This is a genomic window from Polaribacter sp. KT25b, from assembly GCF_900105145.1.
Taxonomy (GTDB): domain Bacteria; phylum Bacteroidota; class Bacteroidia; order Flavobacteriales; family Flavobacteriaceae; genus Polaribacter.
This window is the reverse complement of record NZ_LT629752.1, coordinates 1,201,761-1,222,270: the sequence shown is the minus strand read 5'-3', so window position 1 is coordinate 1,222,270 and position 20,510 is coordinate 1,201,761. Positions and strand designations below refer to the sequence as shown.

Below are 20,510 nucleotides of genomic sequence, written 5' to 3'. Positions count from 1 at the left end.
GATAAACGATTAAACTATTCTAATTTTTTAAATTATTATTCAAAATTTCTACAAATTGAGTACTTGTAAATGGTTTTGGAATAACACCTTTAAAACCAATTTTAAGATAACCTTTAACATCCTCAACAGAACTATTACCTGTTAATGCTAAAATAGGAGTTTCTGAATTAAATTCTCGATACGTTTCTTTCTGCTTAACCAAACTTGTTCCAGATAGATTTGGCATATTAATATCTAATAAAACTAAATTAAATTTTTCTTTTTGCAACTCAGACAGTGCTTCTATTCCGTCTTTTACCAATGTTAAATTAGCCTTCTCCTTATTTAAAATATGAGCCACAATCGTTCTATTTAAAAAGTTATCATCAGCAACTAAAATTTTACTGCCATTAATATAATTTTTATCTAAAACCTCTTCTAAATTTTCATTAACAATTATTGAATCATCAATTTGAAAAGGAATATCGACTTGAAAAACTGTACCAACATCAATTTTACTACTTACAGAAATTGTGCCGTTCATAGCAGAAACCAAACGTTTTACAATTGCCAAACCTAACCCCGCACCTTTATGAACTCGATTATCATTTAATTCATTTTGTTGATACTCTTCAAAAACTGTTGCTGCTTGGCTTTCGGTCATTCCTCTACCAGTATCTGTAACCTTAAAAGAAATTTTTACATTTTTTTTATCCGAAGAAATTACATTTACTTGAGTTGTAACTGCTCCTTTTTGGGTAAATTTTATAGAATTATTAATTAAATTGGTAAGTATTTGCAACAATCTAACATCATCTCCAAAAACAAATTTTGGTAGTTTTTTTGAGCAAGAAAATTCTAAACTTATATCTAAATCTCTATGACTACTTTTATAATTATTTCTAAGTTGCTCTACCAATAAAGTTAAATTTACAGGCGTATTACTTAATTGTAATTTACCTGCTTCTACTCTTGATAAATCTAAAATATCATCAACAATTACTTTTAAATTTTTACCAGAAATTGTTAAATATTTTAAATGTTCTTTTACATTTTTAGAAACTTCTTCTTCATTAATTAACTCTGTATAACCAAGAATAACATTTAAAGGATTTCTTACCTCATGACTCATCATCGCTAAAAAGCGAGACTTCTCTTCATTGGCTTTATCTGCTATTTTTCTTAATCTATCTAATTCAATATTTTTTTCGTGCAACTCTCTTTTTAAGAAAAAAAGATCATTTCTATTTTGATTTAATTGTGCTGCATATTTGTAAACATTTGTTCTATTGTGCACTAACACAGAAACCTCTTTTTCGGTCTTCAACAACTCAACATCAACATTATATTCTTTTTCATCAGAAACGATAATCATACCTTCAATTAAAAAAGGATCATTAATTATAAGTGCTTCTAATGTACCTTCTAAAAACGGACATCCTGAATATATAGATTGGTTTACTTCAAATTCATTAATAGCAAATTTTCCAGAAATAATATCTGTAAGAATACCAATATGATTTGTTCTTAATTCAATAAAAAAATGTTCAATTTTTGAGATTGCCAATTGATTTTAGTTTAGAGTTTGTTTTGCAAGTTCTTTAAATGCATCTTCTACATTTTCGTTATCTTTTGCACTTGTAATGAGATCTACAGAAATAGAAATTGATTTTTTAAGTTGTTCAATTTCATCTACAGATACCAAATCTTTTTTATTTCCTACAACTGTTATATTTTTTAAACCAGAAAGTTGCTTTACTACTTCAACTTGATTTTTTATACTTTTATAAGTTTCTTCTCTACTTAAATCGAATACAAACATTGCTGCACTTGCACCTAAAAAATAAGCTTTAGGTACTTTTTCGTCATCGCTTGTACCTGCCACATCCCAAATTAACAACTTAATTTCTTCTTTATCAATTTGTATAATTTTAGAACTGACTCGTACACCAATTGTACTAATATATTCTTCGGAAAATTCGTTAAGCACAAACCTTCTTATTAAAGAGGTTTTTCCTACACCAAAATTTCCTACTAATAAAACCTTTTTTGCGATCATTAATGGGGATTTCTATAAATTTTACTCGTTTTTTATAAGGTACTTTTTAATGACTTTATTAAGTCTTACTTCATCTACAAGATACGTTCTATCTCTTAAAATAACTTCTGCAAGATTGTTAATATCATCTAATAATTCATCTTCAAATTCAGGACTTATAACACCTGAAGTTGCGGTTGCAATGTAAATAGTTTTAAAATTTTGAATGGATAATTGAAAGTTTTCGAACTTAATATCTTCTATATCTTGACCTTCTTGAGAAAATGAGTCTTTAGCAAAAGATTTAATAGCGGTTAACATCCCAGAAACCATATCTTTATCTGCAATATTACCTCTAGAATAATTACCAGCAAGTAGACCTGAATCTTTATTAATAACAAAAACTTCTTCTATTATAGGTTCAAAAACTTCTTGCAAAACATCGTCTGCGTCTGTTCTTTTTCCTTTAAATAGCCGTTTAATAATTTGAGAAATAGAGAACTTATCGTTAATTGTTTCATTAATGCTCTCTGTTAGTTTGGTAATTTCTGCAATAATAAATTTCTTAACCAACTTACCCATAATTGGGTAAAGAGCTTCTACTACTTCATCTTGAGAGTCTCTAATTTGAACTTTAATAGTTTCTGTAATAGTATCGCCAAAATATTTAGGAAAATTTTCTTTTAAATCTTCTATTTTCTCATCAACTACAGGATCTACTTTTATCTTAAACTTTTCTCGTTCAAGATATTCTTCTTTTAATAAATTAAAGTCTTTTCTATCATCAGCTAAAAGAAGTTCTTTGAGTAACTCAAAACGATTGTCTTTATTATCTACAGTCGTTTTCTCCATCTATTCTTGCAACATCAATGCTATTTTCTCTAAGGCTTTACCAAGTTTTTTTCTATCTGCTTTTTCATCATCTAAATCTGCTAATCTTTTATCTAGATCTTCATTTAAATCTTGAAATTTATGATCCATTAAGCTTTCTAAATCAGACAGCTTATTTTCTAGCTGAATTACAGATTCTGCTAAATTACTTCTTGTTTGATTTTCTAATGCTTTTAATTTATCATAAACATCTGCAAACTCTGTATTATATTGTTGAATATTTTCACCAAATATAAGATCTCTTACTGCCGCTATTCTACTATCAACTTGTTGGTTTTTTATTTCAACTTCGTTGTCTTGTTGAGGGTTTTTTCCCATAAATTTTAACGTTAAATTAGTAATTGTAAACTATTAGTTACGAAAACTATAGCCTTATATACAAATATACATTAAAAAACAATCTATAAAAACCTAAACACTTATTTTTAAGCCATCATAAGCTAAATAAACATTTTTTGGTAAAGTTTCTGAAACTTTAGAGTGAAAACCTAATTTATGGCTTATGTGTGTAAAATATGTTTTTTTAGGCTTTATTTCTTTTACAAAATCTAATGCATCTTGTAAATTAAAGTGCGTAGGATGTTCTTCATGCCTTAATGCATTTACAACTAAAACATCTAAGTTTTTAAGTTTTTCTTTTTCTGACTTTAAAATTGACTTTACATCTGTTAAATAAGCAAAGTCTTGAATTCTATAAGCTAGTACAGGCAAATTACCATGCATAACGTGAATAGGAATTACCTGGACATCATCAAGAATAAAAGGTATTTTGTTAACAATATTAGATTGTACACTTGGTGCACCAGGATATCTATTTTCTTTACTAAAAATATAATCAAAACGCTGCTCTAAACTTTGTAATGTTTTCTCACTTAAATAAATTGGCATTTCTCCTATTTTGTAACAAAAAGGCCGTAAATCGTCTATACCAGCAGTATGATCTGAATGTTCGTGCGTAAATAAAACACCATTAATTAATTGTACATTTTCTCGCAACATTTGCTGCCTAAAATCTGGTCCACAATCAATTACATATGAAACTTCATTCCAAGAAATCATTATTGAAGAACGTAATCGCTTGTCTTTTTGGTCTTTAGACAAACAAACTGGGTCGTTACTTGCAATCATTGGTATTCCTTGAGAAGTTCCCGTACCTAAAAAAGTAATCTGTAAGAGTTTTTTATCTTTTTTCATTTAAACAAAAGTAAGATAAAAATTGACTGATAGTATTCTTATTCCTTACATTTGTTTAGACTAAAAACATTCATATATGGCAATTTCTTTAAGAGGAGATCAAGAAATTAGTAGTGTACCAACTATTAAAAGCAAAGCTTTAAGAATAAATTTAAACAGAGATATTTACGGAACATTTGCCGAAATTGGAGCAGGACAAGAAACTGCTCGTAATTTTTTTAGATCTGGCGCTGCTTCTGGTACAATTGCAAAGGCAATGAGTGCTTATGATAAAGATTTTTCTGATGCTATTTATGGTATGGAAGAAGATAAACGCTACGTTACACAACCTCGTTTACACACAATGCTTCGACATGAAATAGATTTAATAGAAGATCGATTAAGTAGACAAAAACATCCTGAAAAATTATTTTTTAGTTATGCAAATACTGTAACTACAATCGATTTTGCTAGACAATTTAAAGGTCATGGTTGGGTAGGAATTCGTTTTCAATTAGATCCACTAGAAGGTTATAATGAAATTGTTTTGCATTTACGTTTTAAAGAAACAGATGCTCGTTTACAACAAGAAACTCTTGGTGCTTTAGGTGTTAACCTAATTTATGGTGCTTTTTATTTAAATGATAGTCCTAAAGAATTGATAAAATCTTTTTATGACAATTTAGGAAATCATCAAATAGAAATTGATATGGTTAATTTCTCTGGACCACGTTTTATGTACGTAGACAATAGATTAATGAGTTTACAATTACTTAAAAATGGCATGACAAATGCAGTAATGTTTGGTGCTGATGGAAATAATTTATTACCAGCACAAGTACTTTATAAAAAGAACATTTTAGCTTTGCGTGGTAGTTTTAGACCTGTTACTAAAGTAAATATGGACATGTTTGAACTTTCTAAAAAAATGTTTTTAGAAGATAATAAAGTTGAAGAAAAAAAGACCCAAATTATATTTGAAATTACCCTAAGCAATTTAACAGAAGAAGGTAAAATTAACGAAAGAGATTTTCTTGACAGAGCCGAATTATTGTGTTCTTTAGGGCAAAATGTAATGATTACCAACTTTCAACAATACTTTAAATTAGTTGAATATTTTAGCGAATTTACAAAAGAAAGAATGGCTTTAGCAATGGGCGTATTTAATCTTATTCAAATTTTTGACGAAAAATATTATCGAGATTTAAGTGGTGGTATTTTAGAAGCATTTGGTAAACTTTTTTATAGAGATTTAAAAGTATATATGTATCCTTATAAAGATCCAGAAACTGGAGAATACATAAATAGCGACAACTTAAAAGTACATCCACGAATGAAAGAATTATACAAGTACTTTAAGCATAATGGTAAACTTGCAGATATAAAAGACTTTAACAAAGAACACTTAGAAATCTTTTCTAGAACTGTTTTAAAAATGATTATGGATGGCGAAAAAGGTTGGGAAGATATGTTACCAGCCGGAATTGCAGATACCATAAAACAAAAACGTTTATTTGGTTATTCTAGAGCAAGAGCTACTAGAAAATAAATTTAAAAGCAAATTACAATTAAACCTTTTAACCTTTTTTCTGTCTAACTATAAAATGAAGTTTTTTGACTGAAGAAATTACTTTTATTGCAGAACTTAAAAACGGTAAAACTAAAGAAAAAGCGTTTCGTGTATTGATTACTCAATACAAAGAACGCTTATATTGGCACATTCGTAAAATTGTAATTTCGCATGATGATGCAGATGATGTTTTACAAAATACTTTTATAAAAATTTTTAAAAATATAGATAAATTTAACGAGCAAAGTAAACTCTATTCTTGGATGTACAGAATTGCTACAAATGAAGCTATTACCTTTATCAATAAAAGAGCCAAGGATAGAAGTGTAGATATTTCTGATTATCAACATCAATTAGCCTCTACTCTAGAAAGTGATGTGTATTTTTCTGGTGATGAAATTAAAGTTATTTTACAAAAAGCAATTGCAACTTTACCACAAAAACAGCAACTTGTTTTTAACATGAAATATTTTGATGAATTAAAGTATAACGAAATATCAGAAATTTTAGAAACTTCTGTAGGAGCCTTAAAAGCATCTTATTTTCATGCAGTTAAAAAAATTGAAAATTATATAAAATCAGAAACTAATTAAACCTTTTTATAAATTAAAGGTCTAACTAACAATGGAAAGAGAAATTAAAAATAACGTAAATTACATCAGTAAAAAAACTGGCAAGAAAACTGGTTTTTCAACTCCTACAGACTATTTTAATAATTTGGAAGATGTTATTGCTACAAAAATATCCGAAGAAAACCTTAACAAAGAAATAGGTTTTAAAGTTCCTGACACTTATTTTAATAACTTAGAAGATACCATTTTAGCAAAAGTATCGTCAGAAAAAGAAACGAAAATTATTTCTTTTAAAGACAGACTTTTAAAAATGATTCCTTACGCTGCAGCAGCTTCTATTGTATTATTTATTGGGTTAAATTCTTTTGTCTTTAATACTGATAAAGAACTTACTTTAGACTCTCTTACAGATACTGAAATTGAATATTGGTTAGATGCCAATACATTAAACACAAACGACATTAGTATTGTTTTAGAAGATGATCTTTTAGATGAAAATGATTTCTACTTTACAACTCTTAATGATGAAACTATTGAAGATTATATTAATTCTATAGACAATATAGCTTTATTAAATGAAATAAATTAAAAATATTACAAAGATGAAAAAATTAATAGCTTTTATAAGTATCTGTTTTTTTTGTATTCTTTCTTTTTCTGCTCAAGAAAAAAAAGGTGGTAAAGAAAAAATTATAGCACTTAAAATATCTTACTTAACAGAACAATTAAACTTAACACCAGCAGAAGCTCAAAAATTTTGGCCAATTTATAATGCTTATAGCGAAGAGCAACATGATTTAAGAAATAAGCAGCGAAACGAGTTAAAAAAAGCACTTAAAAATAGTGATGAAATTGAAGCTTTAAATGAAAGTGATGCAGAAAAGTTAATAACATTAAAATTAACGATAGACAAAAAATTATATGAGTCTCAAAAAGACTTTATCAACGATGTAAAACAAGTAATTTCTTATAAAAAAATTATAAAATTACATGTTGCAGAAATGGAATTTGGCAGAAAATTAATGTCTAAATACAGACACAAAAAAAATTAGAATTCTAATAAACTTTTAAACCAAAAAAAGTATTGGTTTTAACTTATAAATTATAAACTTTTAATTGCATTTTTTTTGAACTTTTTTAATAAAAAACATTGCAGAAATCAAAAATGATATTATATTTGCAACCGCTTACCAATAATGCGAAAGTAGCTCAGTTGGTAGAGCGTCAGCCTTCCAAGCTGAATGTCGCCGGTTCGAACCCGGTCTTTCGCTCAAAAAAGACTTTACTTAATTGTAAAGTCTTTTTTATTTTTACAAATTCTTTAATTTATCACCAAAAAGCAATAACAAAATAATAGGAATTGCAAGCATAATAACTAATTGACTATTAGTTGTAAATAAAATAGGATTTAATATAAGTGTTAAAATAAACCCACCGATAGTTCCTCCTAAATGTGCAGCGTGTCCAATATTACCTACTTGTTTTTTCATACCATAAATAGAATATAATAAGTATCCTACAGCAAAAACATATCCAGGAATCGGAATTGCAAAAAACAATAACAATTGCATATCTGGAAATAACAAAATAGAAGAATATACAATTCCAGAAACTGCACCAGAAGCACCTACTGCACTATAATAAGGTTCGTCTTTATGATAATGTAATGTATATAAACTACCTGCTAATAAACTTCCAAAATAAATAATTAAGAAACTAATAGTTCCTAAAAAGTTAGTTACAAAACCACCAAACATATAAAGCGCATACATATTAAACCCAAGATGCATCCAATCTACATGTAAAAAACCAGAAGATAACATTCTAATTTTTTCTTTACCTAAAACTCTACCTACTTGAAATTTATATTTATCTAAAAAAGAATAATCATCAAAACCTTTCATAGAAAACAAAACGTTGGCGATAATTATTACTAAAACTATGGGATTTGAACCTTGCATCATGTTGCAAAAATAACAAAATCTCTTTGTATTATTTACCCTTTCTTTTTAATTTAAAATATAGATATTTGCATCTAAAATAAAACGTATGCAATTTTTAGCCTTTGCTATTACTTATCCTTTTATCTGGTTACTTTCTAGATTACCAATGCGCATTTTATATGCATTCTCAGATTTCTTTTACTTTTTAATTTACTATGTAATCGGCTATAGAAAAAAAGTAGTTTTAGAAAATTTAAAACTGGCTTTTCCAAAAAAATCCGAAGAAGAGAGAATTAAAATAGCTAAAGGTTTTTTTAAACATTTAACAGATCTAATTATGGAAAGTGTAAAAGCTTTTTCTATTTCTGATAAAGAAATTTCTAAACGTTATACTTACAAAAATCCTGAGTTAGTAAACAACTTTGTACAACAAGGAAGGAGTATTGCATTAGTTGCTGCACATCAAGCAAATTGGGAATGGTCTATAAGTTTACCATTAGTTTTAGAAGGTAATATTTTGGGTGCTTATACAAGATTAGGCAATTCTTATTTTGAAAAAGTAGTTAGAAATTCTAGAGAAAAATTTGGTATTCTAGGATACAAAACAAGTGAAACCGTAAGAGGAATGCAAAAGAATTTTTCGGAAAAAATGCAAGGTTCGTACGTATTATTAAGCGATCAATCTCCACAAGTACATAAAACATTTTACTGGAATGAATTTTTTGGAGTTAACGTTCCTATTCATACGGGTGCAGAAATGCTTTCTAAACGATTTAATTTAGTGGTCATAAATTACATCACTAGAAAAGTAAAAAGAGGTTATTATGAAACGGAATTTCAACTAATAACAGCTTCTCCAAAAGAGTTTGAGGATTATGAAATTACAGATAAATATATCAGCTTAACAGAAAAGAATATTAACCAACAACCTGAGCTTTATTTATGGTCTCATAAGAGATTTAAACACAGAAACAAATTTGAAGAATGGAAAAAAATAAAGGCTTCTAAACAGAAAACCAACTCTTAACCAACTCTTTTTCTATTGGTTCTACAGATTTATGTGCGTAATCATTCTTAATGGAATCGTAAGAATAATCTTGAGACCAATTTTCTATATTTTCTGATAATTCTTGTAGAGAATTACAAATAAAATCGAGTTCAGCATTTGTTACTGTTGGATGTAAAGACAAACGAATCCAACCTGGTTTTTGCGTATTACAACCGTGTAAAATTTCATCTTTTATTCTGTTTGATGTTGCTTGATCTACATTTAGTAAAAAATGTCCATACGTTCCTGCACAAGAACAACCTCCTCTAGTCTGAATTCCGAAACGATCGTTTAATAATTTTACAACTAAATTAAAATGATACTTTTCAAAATAGAAAGAAAAAATACTTAATCGTTCTTTATGATTTGGCGCTAATATTTTTACGTCTGATAAATTTTCTAAAGTAGCAAACATCACTTTATTAATTTCATCTTCTCTTTTTTTGATGTTCTCTACACCCATTTTGTTTTTCAACTGAATAGCCAAAGCAATCTTAATAGTTTGTAAAAAACCGGGCGTTCCACCATCTTCTCTAGTTTCAACATCATCAAAATAATCATGTTGTCCCCAAGGATTTGTATAACTTACAGTTCCTCCTCCAGGATTATCTGGCACTGTATTTTTATATAATTTCTTATTAAAAATTAAAACTCCAGCACTTCCTGGTCCTCCTAAAAATTTATGCGGAGAAAAGAAAATTGCATCTAAATATTCTTCCTCAATTTCTGGATGCATATTAATATCAACATAAGGTGCACAACAAGCAAAATCTACAAAACATAAGCCATTATATTCATGAATTAATTTTGCAACTTTATGATAATCAGTTTTTATACCTGTAACATTAGAACACGCAGTAATTGACGCGATTTTTATAATTCTATTTTCATGTTTTTGAATACATTTTTCAAAGCTTTCTAAACATACTAAACCTTCTTCGTTACAAGGAACAACCTCTACATCTGCAATTGTTTCTAGCCAAGAAGTTTGATTAGAATGATGTTCCATATGAGATACAAAAACAATCGGTTTTAAACCCTCTGGAATAGTTGTGTAATTTTTTAAACTTTCTGATACTTTTAACCCCAAAATTCTTTGAAACTTATTCACAACACCTGTCATTCCAGAACCTGTGGTAATTAAAACATCGTTCGAATTTGCATTTACATGACGTTTTATAATATTCCTAGCTTCATGATACGCAAGCGTCATTGCAGCGCCTGTTGTAGAAGTTTCTGTATGCGTATTTGCAACAAAAGGTCCTAATTCATTACAAATTTTTTCTTCAATTGACCTGTACAATCTACCACTTGCAGTCCAATCTGCATAGATTATTTTCTGCTCTCCATAAGGAGATGTAAATGTTTGATTTACACCAATAGTTTGTTGTCTAAACTGAGAAAAAAATTGTTCTAAATTCATTGTTTACCTTTAAAAAATATTAAATCTACCTCCAAAAAGAATTGTTCTTTCAAAAAAGGTAAAAGATTGTGTTGCTTTATCATCAGTACTAATTGTAGTTCTAACATCTGGCAGATTTATATATCCTAATTTTAAATCAGATTGTATAAAAAAATATTTAAAAAATGTTAGATTTAATCCTACAACTGCTGATGCTCCCCAACCTGCCAAATGAAATTCATCATGCCTGTCTTGCCCTAATAATGTTACGTCAGATCTTGGATATAAAATTCCTGTACCAAAACCTTCCGTAAGATTTACTTGAAAATTTTTATGGTTCAAACCAAATAAATGGCTAATATCATCAAATCTTCTAAACTCAACATTTACATAATTTAAACCATCTGTATGTTCTAACTTTAAAAAACCTTCTAACAACTCAATATCATCATTGTTATAAATTTTATCAAAAGTAGTTCCTGAATTTATTTCTCCATCAATTTTAACAGTTTGACCTGCATCCATTACATATTTCATGTGATCTACACCTATTGAAATCGTATAATTTTCCTTTAGAAAATAACCAATTCTATAATTATTTTGCGGAATTGTAATTCTTCCTGGATTTAAATAATCATTAAAACTAAACGGAGTTTGTCTGTCGTGTGCTGTTACATCATGTAACGTAAAATCGTAATTATTTCCTGTAAAATGAATATCAGAATTGGAATAATTAGCCCTATTCCATCCCCAATAGACAAAGAATTTTCCTTTATTAGTTATTTTTTCTGATTTTTCTTCTTGTGAAAAAGAAAAGACGCTCATTAACAAAAATGAAACTATGATTGCTTTTGTTTTCAAAATATTATGCTATTATTGCTTTAATTTCCTTGATAAATCTAACCGCTAAATCATCTGCTGCTTGTTGTGATTTTGCTTCTGTATAAATTCTAATAATTGGTTCTGTGTTCGATTTTCTTAAATGAATCCATTCATCAGCAAAATCGATTTTTACGCCATCAATTGTATTTACATCTTCATTTTTATAGGTTGATGCCATGGTTTCTAAAATTTCATCAACATTAATTTCTGGCGTTAATTGAATTTTATTTTTACTCATAAAATAACTTGGATATGAATCTCTCAAGGTTTTACAAGATACTTTTTGATGTGCTAAATGCGATAAAAACAAAGCAACTCCAACAAGAGAATCACGCCCATAATGTGACGCAGGATAAATGATTCCTCCATTTCCTTCACCGCCAATTACAGTATTTGTTTCTTTCATTTTTATTACCACATTAACTTCACCAACTGCAGATGCAGTATAGGTTCCGCCATGTTTTTCTGTAACATCTCTTAACGCTCTAGAAGATGATAAGTTAGAAACTGTGTTTCCGCCTTTTAATCGTCCTAAAACATAATCTGCACAAGCAACCAACGTATATTCTTCGCCAAACATAGAACCATCTTCAGAAACTAAAGCCAATCTATCTACATCTGGATCAACCACAATTCCTAAATCTGCTTTTTCTTTAACTACCAATTCAGAAATAGCTGTTAAGTGTTCTTTTAAAGGTTCTGGATTGTGAGGAAACTCGCCATTTGGTGTACAATATAATTCAACACATTCAACACCTAATTTTTTTAACAAAGCAGGAATAAAAATTCCTCCAGTAGAATTTACACCATCAACAACTACTTTAAATTTTGCTTTTTTAATGGCTTTTACATCCACTAAATCAAGATTTAAAACTTCTTTAATATGTTTTTTTAGGTATTTTTTATTCTTTTTATAAGAACCTAAATCATCAACTTCTGCAAACTCAAAATCTTCACTTTCTGCTAAAGCAAGAATTTGCTCACCTTCTTCTCCATTTAAAAATTCTCCTTTTTCGTTTAATAATTTTAAGGCATTCCATTGTTTTGGATTATGAGAAGCAGTTAAAATAATACCTCCATCAGCATTTTCTAAAGGCACAGCAACTTCAACAGTTGGCGTTGTTGATAAACCTAAATCAACTACATTAATACCTAAACCAACTAAAGTATTTGCTACCAAACTAGAAATCATTTTACCAGAAATACGAGCATCTCTACCAATTACAACTGTAATTTTTTCTTTGTTTGGGTTTCTACTTTTTATAAAAGCTCCATAAGCTGAAGCAAATTTTACAGCATCTATAGGTGTTAAATTATCGGCAGTTTTTCCACCAATTGTACCTCTAATTCCTGATATTGATTTTATTAATGTCATTGTCTTTATTTAAGCGAACAAATATAAAATTTTTCAATTGATTAAAATTGATTCTAACCTTATAAGTACTTTTTTATTGAATATTGCTTTCTTTTATTTAAGTCAAATCGCAATACCAAAAACTAGTATCGTGGTTTGCTCCTTCTTTTTTAGCTTGATAACAATTATCATCGTCATCGTCATGCAAGGTGTAAGAACGTAGCGTTTTTTCTCCAACAGTAAAATCAATTGGTTTTTTAAAAATAGGTCCATCAAAAACAAAGGTGTGAAACTCTCCATTTTCGCCACAAACATCTACATTTTCTGGTAAGTCTTTTATAAACTGTTCGTCAATAATTCTACCAACAAACTCCTCGCCTAATAACTTAGCATTTACACAAACAGTAATTGCTTTAAAGCCCAAATCTAGAAATTCTTGTAGTATTTCTTTTGTATCTTTTTTCCAAAGCGGATAAACTCCTTTAATATTAACTTCTGCTAATTTGGTATCTCTATACGCTTTTAAATCTTCTAAAAAGATATCACCAAAAATAGTATGCGAATATTCTTGTTCTACTAAAGAATCCATCGCTTTTTTCATGATTTCGGAATACAAATCCATCGTAACATCCGCAGGAAATTCTATAGTTTTTAGATTGATTCCTATTGATGCTGCTTGCTTCGATAACAATTCATTTCTAAGACCATGCATAGAAACTCTATCAAAATTTTTATTGACTGTGGTTACTAATAAATCTACATTATAATCTGAATCTTGTAAAACTTTATAAAGCGCCAATGCAGAATCCTTACCAGAACTCCAATTAAAATATGTTTTTTTCATCGTACTTTATTGTATAAAAAAATCCTACTTAGCGTAGGATTTTAAATTTTCTATTTTCTTTTCTGATTTAAAGAAACTGGTTTTTCTTGCTTTACAACTGGCGTACCATGTAAATCATAATCTCCAGCATCATGAATTTTAATATCAATAAATTCACCAATTTTAATATAATGTTCTTTCGCATCAACGACAACGTCATTATCTACATCTGGCGAATCATATTCTGTTCTTCCGTAGAAAAACTCTCCATCTTTTCTATCAAACAGACATCTAAACGTTTTACCAATTTTTTCTTGATTCAATTCCCAAGAAATTTGAGATTGAGTTTCCATAATTTCATTAACTCTTTTAAACTTCACATCCGCAGGAACATCGTCTTCTAAAACATACGCACCTGTATTTTCTTCGTGCGAATATTCAAAAACTCCTAAACGTTCAAAACGCATTTCTTCTACCCAATCTTTTAATTCTTGAAACATTTCTTCTGTTTCTCCAGGATAACCAACAATTAAAGTAGTTCTAATACCCATTTCTGGAACCGTTTCTCTAAATTTATGAATTAACGCGGTTGTTTTTTCATGCGTCGTTCCACGTTTCATCGATTTTAATAACTCGGTATTAATGTGTTGCAACGGAATATCTAAATAATTACACACTTTAGGCTCGCGTTTCATCACATCTAAAACATCCATCGGGAAACCTGTTGGAAAAGCATAATGCATTCTAATCCATTCAATTCCATCAACTTTTGCCAACGCTTCTAACAAATCTGCCAAGGCTCTTTTCTTATAAATATCTAAACCATAATATGTTAAATCTTGTGCAATTAACATTACTTCTTTAATTCCTTTTTCGGCTAATTTTGTAGCTTCTGTAACGATATCTTCAATAGGCGTAGAAACATGTTTTCCTCTCATTAAAGGAATTGCGCAAAAAGAACATGGTCTATCGCAACCTTCAGCAATTTTTAAATATGCATAATGTTTTGGCGTTGTTGTTAAACGTTCTCCAATTAATTCGTGTTTATAATCTGCTTCTAAAACCTTTAATAAATTAGGTAAATCGTGTGTACCAAAATATTGATCTACATTCGGAATTTCACTTTCTAAATCTGGTTTATAACGTTCACTTAAACAACCAGAAACAAAAACTTTATCAATTTCACCAGCTTCTTTTCTTTTTGCATAATGTAAAATAGTATCAATACTTTCTTCTTTTGCTTTACCAATAAATCCGCAAGTATTGATTACCACTATATTTCCATCATCATTTTCATCTTCATGAACAACCTCTTTTCCATTGGCTTTTAATTGCCCCATTAATACTTCAGAATCGTAAATATTCTTAGAACAACCTAAAGTAACAACGTTAATTTTATTTTTTTTGATGGTTTTTGTACGCATATTTGTGGCTTTTCGCCTTTAGCTAATTCGCTTTTGGCTGTAAATCTTAATTAATTTTTGTTTCAATTTAATAAAATTAAAACGAGTGCAAAAATAACCTTTTCATTATGATTTTATTACTTTCTTTACTGATATTTTTTTTATCGTATTTTTACTTTAAATAACTGATTCTCAAATGGTATTTTTTAAACCTTTAAAAAAAAGAGAAGTCTTATAGTACAAATATCTTATAAATGAATTCAACCAAAATATATTCGTTATTACTTTTATTTTTTTTCACATTTTCTTTTTGTTCAAAAAAAGATATTGAAGAAGAAATTATAGAAGAACCACAAACAGCAGAAATCTACTTTCCTTCTATAACAACAAATATTTGGGAAACAATACTACCTGAGGAATTAAATTGGAATCTTACCAAAATTGAAGATTTAAAAACATTTTTATCAGAAAAAAACACCAAAAGTTTTATGGTGCTTTACAACGGAAAAATTGTGATGGAAGAATATTTTAACAATCACACGGCAACTTCTAATTGGTATAGGGCAAGTGCGGGCAAAACATTAACTTCTACAGTTTCCGGAATTGCACAAGACGAAAATCTATTACATATAAATGATAAAGTTTCTGATTATTTAGGAACTGGTTGGACAAGCGCTACTTTGGATAAAGAAAACCTAATTACCTGCAAAAACCTTTTGTCTATGACTTCTGGCTTAGACGATAGTTTAGGTGATGCTGTTTCTCCAGATAATTTAAAATATGTTGCTGATGCAGGAACTCGTTGGGCGTATCATAATGTGTATGTAAAAATGCAAGATGTTGTTGCAAACGCAAGCAATACAACTTGGTCTAACTACTTTAATACAAAATTACGAGATAAAATTGACATGAATGGAGTTTGGACAGATGTAGGAAGTTTAAGTGTTTATTGGAGCACAACAAGATCTATGGCGCGTTTTGGGTTGTTAATTTCGGCAAACGGAAAATGGGAAAACACACAAATTGTTTCTGAAAGCTTTTTAAATGAAGCTACAAATACTTCTCAAAATATTAATACTTCTTACGGATATTATTGGTGGTTAAACGGAAAACCGAATTATCATTTACCACAAAGTCAGTATCAATTTAATGGCGAATTAATACCAAATGCTCCTGCTGATATGTTATGTGCTTTGGGAAAAAATGACCAGAAAATTTACGTTGTTCCAAGTAAAAAACTAATAATTATTAGAATGGGAGAAGCCGCAGAAGACTCTAATTTTGCATTGTCTAATTTTGATAATGAGTTGTGGGAAAAGATGAATGACGTAATTGAATAGAATTGTTTCTTACATAAATATGATTAAAAAAAGGTAGCTATACTTTGCCTTTTCTCCTTTTAAAAAGGTAACTTAACTATTAAGTTTATAGAAAGTTACATAAACATGTTAAAGTTGCCAATAATTATTGAAAAAGAAAAATATTAATGAATCTACGCCTTCTACTACTTCAATATATTTTACAGGAATTTTAAACTAGTCTGAAATATCAATTACAACTCCGTATTTGAGACTGTTCCGTCTAATTTTGTAACCGCTAAAAGAATTTTCTTTATTCTCCTTTTTATCTAAATCTAGTGATTATAAAGGTTTATGTTTGGGTAATTTTATAACCATGATTTACGTAAGTTTCTATGCGAACTGTCACATCGAGTGAAATTCTTTTTTCAAGAATTTTGTATCGAGATGTTTTGAATTAAAAGAAAAAGTTCTCGATACAATTTTTTCGTGCCTCAAAAATCACTCGAACTGACAAGTAGTAAGCATTTCTACTTTTAACTTATAAAATTATTATCTATATTCTATTTAAAAAAAGAATCTACAAACTCATGTTTGTTAAAAACTTGTAAATCGTCTATTCCTTCTCCTACTCCAATATATTTTACAGGAATTTTAAACTGGTCTGAAATTCCAATTACAACTCCGCCTTTTGCTGTTCCGTCTAATTTTGTAACTGCTAAAGAAGTAACTTCAGTTGCTAATGTAAATTGTTTTGCTTGTTCAAATGCATTCTGACCTGTAGAACCATCTAAAACTAATAAAACATCATGTGGCGCATCTGCTACCACTTTTTGCATCACACGTTTAATCTTCGTTAACTCGTTCATTAAGTTCACTTTATTATGCAAACGACCAGCAGTATCAATAATTACAACATCGGCATTTTGAGTAACGGCAGATGTTAAGGTATCAAAAGCTACAGAAGCAGGATCAGAACCCATTTCTTGACGAATAATTGGCACATTTGTTCTATCTGCCCAAACTTGTAACTGATCTATTGCTGCGGCTCTAAAAGTATCTGCGGCTCCTAAAACTACTTTTAATCCTTGTTTTTTAAACTGACTTGCCAACTTACCAATTGTGGTAGTTTTACCAACGCCGTTTACACCAACAACCATTATTACATACGGTTTTTTGTTTGCAGGAATTGTAAAATCGGTTTCGTTACCAACATTAGTTTCAGATAAAAGACCTGCAATTTCTTCGCGTAGAATTCTATTTAATTCGTCTGTACCAACATATTTATCTTTAGCAACTCTTTCTTCTATTCTGGTAATAATTTTTAGTGTTGTATTTACACCAACATCTGATGCTACTAAAATTTCTTCTAAATTATCTAAAACATCATCATCTACTTTAGATTTTCCTGCAACTGCTTTCGATAATTTACCAAAGAAACTTTCTTTCGATTTTTCTAAACCTTTATCTAAGGTTTCTTTTTTTTCTTTCGAAAATATTTTTTTAAAAAAACTCATAATCTGTTTTTATATGCTAAACGAACTACCTTAAAAAGTATGCCATTTATTAGGTTTGGTCAATTTGTCATTTAAGAAGTCGCGTTAATGATTGAAATGGCATCCTTTTTTTAGATACGAAAAAAAAAAGATATAACCTTTCGACTTCGCTCAAGATAAATTCTAAGCACGACCTTTAGGTAACGCCCAAAAATACGCAATTATTATCCATAAAAAAAGCTACTTTCTAAATTAGAAAGTAGCTTAAAATATTTTATATAGTAAATATTACTTTTTTGCTAAAAATTCATTTACTTTTTCTGGTATAATAATCGTTTCCACAAATGTATAAGCTCCAGATTTTGGAGATTTAACCATTTTTATAGCTTTAGTTAATCTTTTTGAAGATGTTTGTAACGATGCAACTGTTTTTTTTGCCATTGTCTAAATGTTTTTAATCTATATGCTCTTTTCTGAGTTCTAGATGTTTTAATTATTTAATTTCTTTGTGAACAGTCATTTTCTTTAAGATAGGATTGAATTTTTTAATTTCCATTCTATCTGGAGTGTTCTTTTTGTTCTTTGTAGTTATATATCTAGAAGTACCTCTTTCTCCTGAAGCTTTGTGCTCTGTACACTCTAAAATTACTTGAACTCTGTTTCCTTTTTTTGCCATCTCTGTATGTTTTTAATAGCTTTAGATTATTTTGTTAAAAATCCGTTAGCTTTCGCTTCTTTAATAACTGCAGAAATTCCTTTCTTGTTAATATTTTTTAAAGCTGAAGCAGATATTTTTAATGTAATCCATTTATCTTCTTCTGGAATATAAAAACGCTTGGTCATTAGATTAGCGTCAAATGTTCTCTTTGTTCTATTCATAGCATGAGAAACATTGTTCCCAACCATTGCTTTTTTCCCTGTTAATTCACAAACTCTAGACATTATCTTGACAGTATTTTTATTGTTATCTCTAAACGAGGTGCAAATCTACAATTAATTCTAATTGTGAGCAAAATAATTTTATTAATTTTTTAATATTTCTTTTAGAAGCATCTCTAACGACTTATTTACCGTTTTTTCAATGACTCTTTCTCTTGGTTGCCCAAAGTTAAACTCTTCTACGTAAACACCTGTATCTGTTGCTAATGCAATAAAAACAACACCCACACTTTTATCTGTAAGGTCTGTTGTTGGCCCAGCGTTTCCTGTTACTGCAATTGCATAATTTGTTTTTAACTTTTGTTTTGCTCCTTTTGCCATTGCCAAAGCAACCTCTTTACTAACCACAGAATACTTTTCTATCGTTTCTTTTGAAACATTTAGCAAACTATTTTTAACTTCTGATGAATAGGCTACAATACTACCTTTATAATAGGTAGAAGCTCCAGGAACTGAAACTATTGTTGACGCAATTTTTCCGCCAGTTAAACTTTCTGCTGTAGAAATCGTTTTTCCTTTTTCTGCAAGCAACTCTCCTATTCTTTTTTCTATCGTACCATTATCATCCAAACCTGTTATAATTTCTGGAATTAATGCATAAACTTCTGCTACTTTTTCATTTAACTCTTTTTCAAGAATTTCTTTTGTATCGCCTTTGGCGGATAAACGCAAACGAACTTTACCAAATGATGGCAAATACGCTAACTTTATATAGGATGGTAAATTGTTTTCAAAATTTTCTATTCTTTCTGCAATCATACTTTCACCTGCTCCATACGTCATAATTGTTTTATGAATGATAAAAGGCAACTTAAATTGTTTTTGAATTCTTGGTAAAACTTCATTGGTAATTAAACCTTTCATTTCATAAGGAACACCTGGTAGCGATATAAAGACAGTATTATTTTCATAAAACCACATTCCTGGCGCTGTACCAAAATTATTCTTTAATAAAGTAGCTTTTGATGGCAATTGCGCTTGATATCTTTGAACCTCATTAAATGGATGATCTAGTTTTTTGAACATCTCTTTTATATGTGCTATTACTTCTGGATATTCTATGAGCTTATCATCATTAAAATACTCGGCAATTGTTTTTTTGGTGATATCATCTTTTGTAGGACCTAAACCTCCTGTTAAAATTACAATATCTACTCTTTCTTGCGCTTCTTTTAAAGCATTTAAAATATGTTGTTTATCATCTTGAATGGAAGTTATTTGATAAACTGAAACTCCGATTTTATTTAATTCTATCCCAATAAATTGAGAATTTGTATCTACAATTTGACCAATAAGAATTTCATCTCCTATCGTTATTATTTCTGCTTTCATAGATTTATTTAAACCTTGATTATTCTACTAATATTTTATATTTCCGTTTTTCCTATTTGATCTATTAAACTATCATTTATAGGATTTTTATGCTCCCAAGTTTTCTCTAAATATTTATACAATAAATAACATCCTAAAAGACCAAATGGCATTGCAATTAACCCTAAAATATAATCGTTTAAGGTATTAGAAAAACTTTCGATTATAATTAATATAACTGTAGCGAAAATTATACTGACTGCGTAATAGACTACAATTCCTAGAATTGCATAACCCCACTGACTTTTATTATATTCTTCTGCTAATTTGTAAAACTTTTTTCCAAGCCAATAGATTAATATTAATCCTAACATATTTTTTATTTTAT

At 29.1% G+C, this 20,510-nt stretch carries 23 protein-coding genes and 1 tRNA gene; 7 read left to right on the top strand and 17 right to left on the bottom strand.

Annotated features, from left to right (window positions below; all coding sequences use genetic code 11):
- Positions 1-19: 19 nt before the first annotated feature.
- From BLT70_RS05140 to BLT70_RS05120, 5 genes are all read right to left on the bottom strand, one after another.
- A complete protein-coding gene (locus tag BLT70_RS05140; protein WP_091892308.1) occupies positions 20-1,546 on the bottom strand; it encodes an ATP-binding protein in 1,527 nt (508 codons plus the stop codon).
- 6 nt (positions 1,547-1,552) lie between these two features.
- Positions 1,553-2,038, bottom strand: coding sequence for a Rab family GTPase (locus tag BLT70_RS05135; RefSeq protein ID WP_091892306.1), 486 nt, complete (start codon positions 2,036-2,038; stop codon positions 1,553-1,555).
- A gap of 21 nt (positions 2,039-2,059) precedes the next feature.
- Positions 2,060-2,869 carry a hypothetical protein gene (locus BLT70_RS05130; protein WP_091892304.1) on the bottom strand — a complete coding sequence of 270 codons (810 nt, stop codon included), beginning with the start codon at positions 2,867-2,869 and terminating at the stop codon, positions 2,060-2,062.
- Complete coding sequence (locus tag BLT70_RS05125; RefSeq protein WP_091892302.1) at positions 2,870-3,226, bottom strand: hypothetical protein; 357 nt, start codon at positions 3,224-3,226, stop codon at positions 2,870-2,872.
- A 93-nt stretch (positions 3,227-3,319) separates the two neighbouring features.
- Positions 3,320-4,102, bottom strand: a complete 783-nt coding sequence (locus tag BLT70_RS05120) for an MBL fold metallo-hydrolase (protein WP_091892300.1) — start codon at positions 4,100-4,102, stop codon at positions 3,320-3,322.
- Between the two features lie 76 nt (positions 4,103-4,178).
- On the opposite strand from BLT70_RS05120, the gene BLT70_RS05115 reads away from it, so the two are divergent.
- The 5 genes from BLT70_RS05115 (at position 4,179) to BLT70_RS05095 (ending at position 7,494) form a co-directional block, all read left to right on the top strand.
- Positions 4,179-5,630 carry a nicotinate-nucleotide adenylyltransferase gene (locus BLT70_RS05115; RefSeq protein ID WP_091892298.1) on the top strand — a complete coding sequence of 484 codons (1,452 nt, stop codon included), beginning with the start codon at positions 4,179-4,181 and terminating at the stop codon, positions 5,628-5,630.
- Between the two features lie 65 nt (positions 5,631-5,695).
- Positions 5,696-6,244: an RNA polymerase sigma factor gene (locus BLT70_RS05110; protein WP_091892296.1), complete on the top strand. Its 549-nt coding sequence runs from the start codon at positions 5,696-5,698 to the stop codon at positions 6,242-6,244.
- Positions 6,245-6,275: 31 nt separating this feature from the next.
- A complete protein-coding gene (locus BLT70_RS05105) occupies positions 6,276-6,812 on the top strand; it encodes a hypothetical protein (protein WP_091892295.1) in 537 nt (178 codons plus the stop codon).
- Between the two features lie 13 nt (positions 6,813-6,825).
- Entirely contained in the window at positions 6,826-7,275 is a 450-nt protein-coding gene (locus BLT70_RS05100; protein WP_091892293.1) for a hypothetical protein, read from the top strand.
- A gap of 146 nt (positions 7,276-7,421) precedes the next feature.
- A tRNA-Gly gene (locus BLT70_RS05095) sits at positions 7,422-7,494 on the top strand.
- Between the two features lie 39 nt (positions 7,495-7,533).
- On the opposite strand, the gene BLT70_RS05090 is transcribed toward BLT70_RS05095, so the two are convergent.
- On the bottom strand, positions 7,534-8,184 hold the full coding sequence (locus tag BLT70_RS05090) for a rhomboid family intramembrane serine protease (RefSeq protein WP_172824445.1): 651 nt from the start codon (positions 8,182-8,184) through the stop codon (positions 7,534-7,536).
- 88 nt (positions 8,185-8,272) lie between these two features.
- On the opposite strand from BLT70_RS05090, the gene BLT70_RS05085 reads away from it, so the two are divergent.
- A complete protein-coding gene (locus tag BLT70_RS05085; RefSeq protein ID WP_091892289.1) occupies positions 8,273-9,193 on the top strand; it encodes a lysophospholipid acyltransferase family protein in 921 nt (306 codons plus the stop codon).
- Here the strand turns inward: BLT70_RS05085 and BLT70_RS05080 are convergent.
- From BLT70_RS05080 to rimO, 5 genes are all read right to left on the bottom strand, one after another.
- On the bottom strand, positions 9,171-10,637 hold the full coding sequence (locus tag BLT70_RS05080) for an aminotransferase class V-fold PLP-dependent enzyme (protein WP_091892287.1): 1,467 nt from the start codon (positions 10,635-10,637) through the stop codon (positions 9,171-9,173). The genes BLT70_RS05085 and BLT70_RS05080 overlap by 23 nt on opposite strands.
- A gap of 9 nt (positions 10,638-10,646) precedes the next feature.
- Entirely contained in the window at positions 10,647-11,441 is a 795-nt protein-coding gene (locus tag BLT70_RS05075) for a hypothetical protein (RefSeq protein WP_091892285.1), read from the bottom strand.
- Positions 11,442-11,481: 40 nt separating this feature from the next.
- Positions 11,482-12,873: a phosphoglucosamine mutase gene (gene glmM / locus BLT70_RS05070; protein WP_091892283.1), complete on the bottom strand. Its 1,392-nt coding sequence runs from the start codon at positions 12,871-12,873 to the stop codon at positions 11,482-11,484.
- Positions 12,874-12,970: 97 nt separating this feature from the next.
- Positions 12,971-13,696 (bottom strand): diphthine--ammonia ligase, encoded by a 726-nt coding sequence (locus tag BLT70_RS05065; protein WP_091892281.1) that lies wholly within the window; start codon positions 13,694-13,696, stop codon positions 12,971-12,973.
- 50 nt (positions 13,697-13,746) lie between these two features.
- A complete protein-coding gene (gene rimO, locus BLT70_RS05060) occupies positions 13,747-15,099 on the bottom strand; it encodes a 30S ribosomal protein S12 methylthiotransferase RimO (RefSeq protein ID WP_091892279.1) in 1,353 nt (450 codons plus the stop codon).
- A gap of 233 nt (positions 15,100-15,332) precedes the next feature.
- Here rimO and BLT70_RS05055 point away from each other — a divergent pair, with 233 nt between their 5' ends.
- Entirely contained in the window at positions 15,333-16,418 is a 1,086-nt protein-coding gene (locus BLT70_RS05055; RefSeq protein ID WP_091892277.1) for a serine hydrolase, read from the top strand.
- Between the two features lie 521 nt (positions 16,419-16,939).
- Here BLT70_RS05055 and ftsY read toward each other — a convergent pair.
- From ftsY to BLT70_RS05025, 6 genes are all read right to left on the bottom strand, one after another.
- Positions 16,940-17,893, bottom strand: a complete 954-nt coding sequence (gene ftsY, locus BLT70_RS05050; RefSeq protein WP_091892275.1) for a signal recognition particle-docking protein FtsY — start codon at positions 17,891-17,893, stop codon at positions 16,940-16,942.
- Positions 17,894-18,160: 267 nt separating this feature from the next.
- Positions 18,161-18,313 carry a DUF4295 domain-containing protein gene (locus BLT70_RS05045; RefSeq protein WP_091892273.1) on the bottom strand — a complete coding sequence of 51 codons (153 nt, stop codon included), beginning with the start codon at positions 18,311-18,313 and terminating at the stop codon, positions 18,161-18,163.
- Positions 18,314-18,365: 52 nt separating this feature from the next.
- Positions 18,366-18,548: a 50S ribosomal protein L33 gene (gene rpmG / locus BLT70_RS05040; RefSeq protein WP_026775116.1), complete on the bottom strand. Its 183-nt coding sequence runs from the start codon at positions 18,546-18,548 to the stop codon at positions 18,366-18,368.
- Between the two features lie 26 nt (positions 18,549-18,574).
- On the bottom strand, positions 18,575-18,814 hold the full coding sequence (rpmB, locus tag BLT70_RS05035; RefSeq protein WP_091892271.1) for a 50S ribosomal protein L28: 240 nt from the start codon (positions 18,812-18,814) through the stop codon (positions 18,575-18,577).
- Positions 18,815-18,895: 81 nt separating this feature from the next.
- A complete protein-coding gene (locus tag BLT70_RS05030; protein ID WP_091892269.1) occupies positions 18,896-20,143 on the bottom strand; it encodes a competence/damage-inducible protein A in 1,248 nt (415 codons plus the stop codon).
- A 35-nt stretch (positions 20,144-20,178) separates the two neighbouring features.
- The gene (locus BLT70_RS05025) at positions 20,179-20,496 is read right to left on the bottom strand and encodes a hypothetical protein (protein ID WP_091892267.1); all 318 of its coding nucleotides are present in this window, start codon (positions 20,494-20,496) and stop codon (positions 20,179-20,181) included.
- Positions 20,497-20,510: the final 14 nt, after the last annotated feature.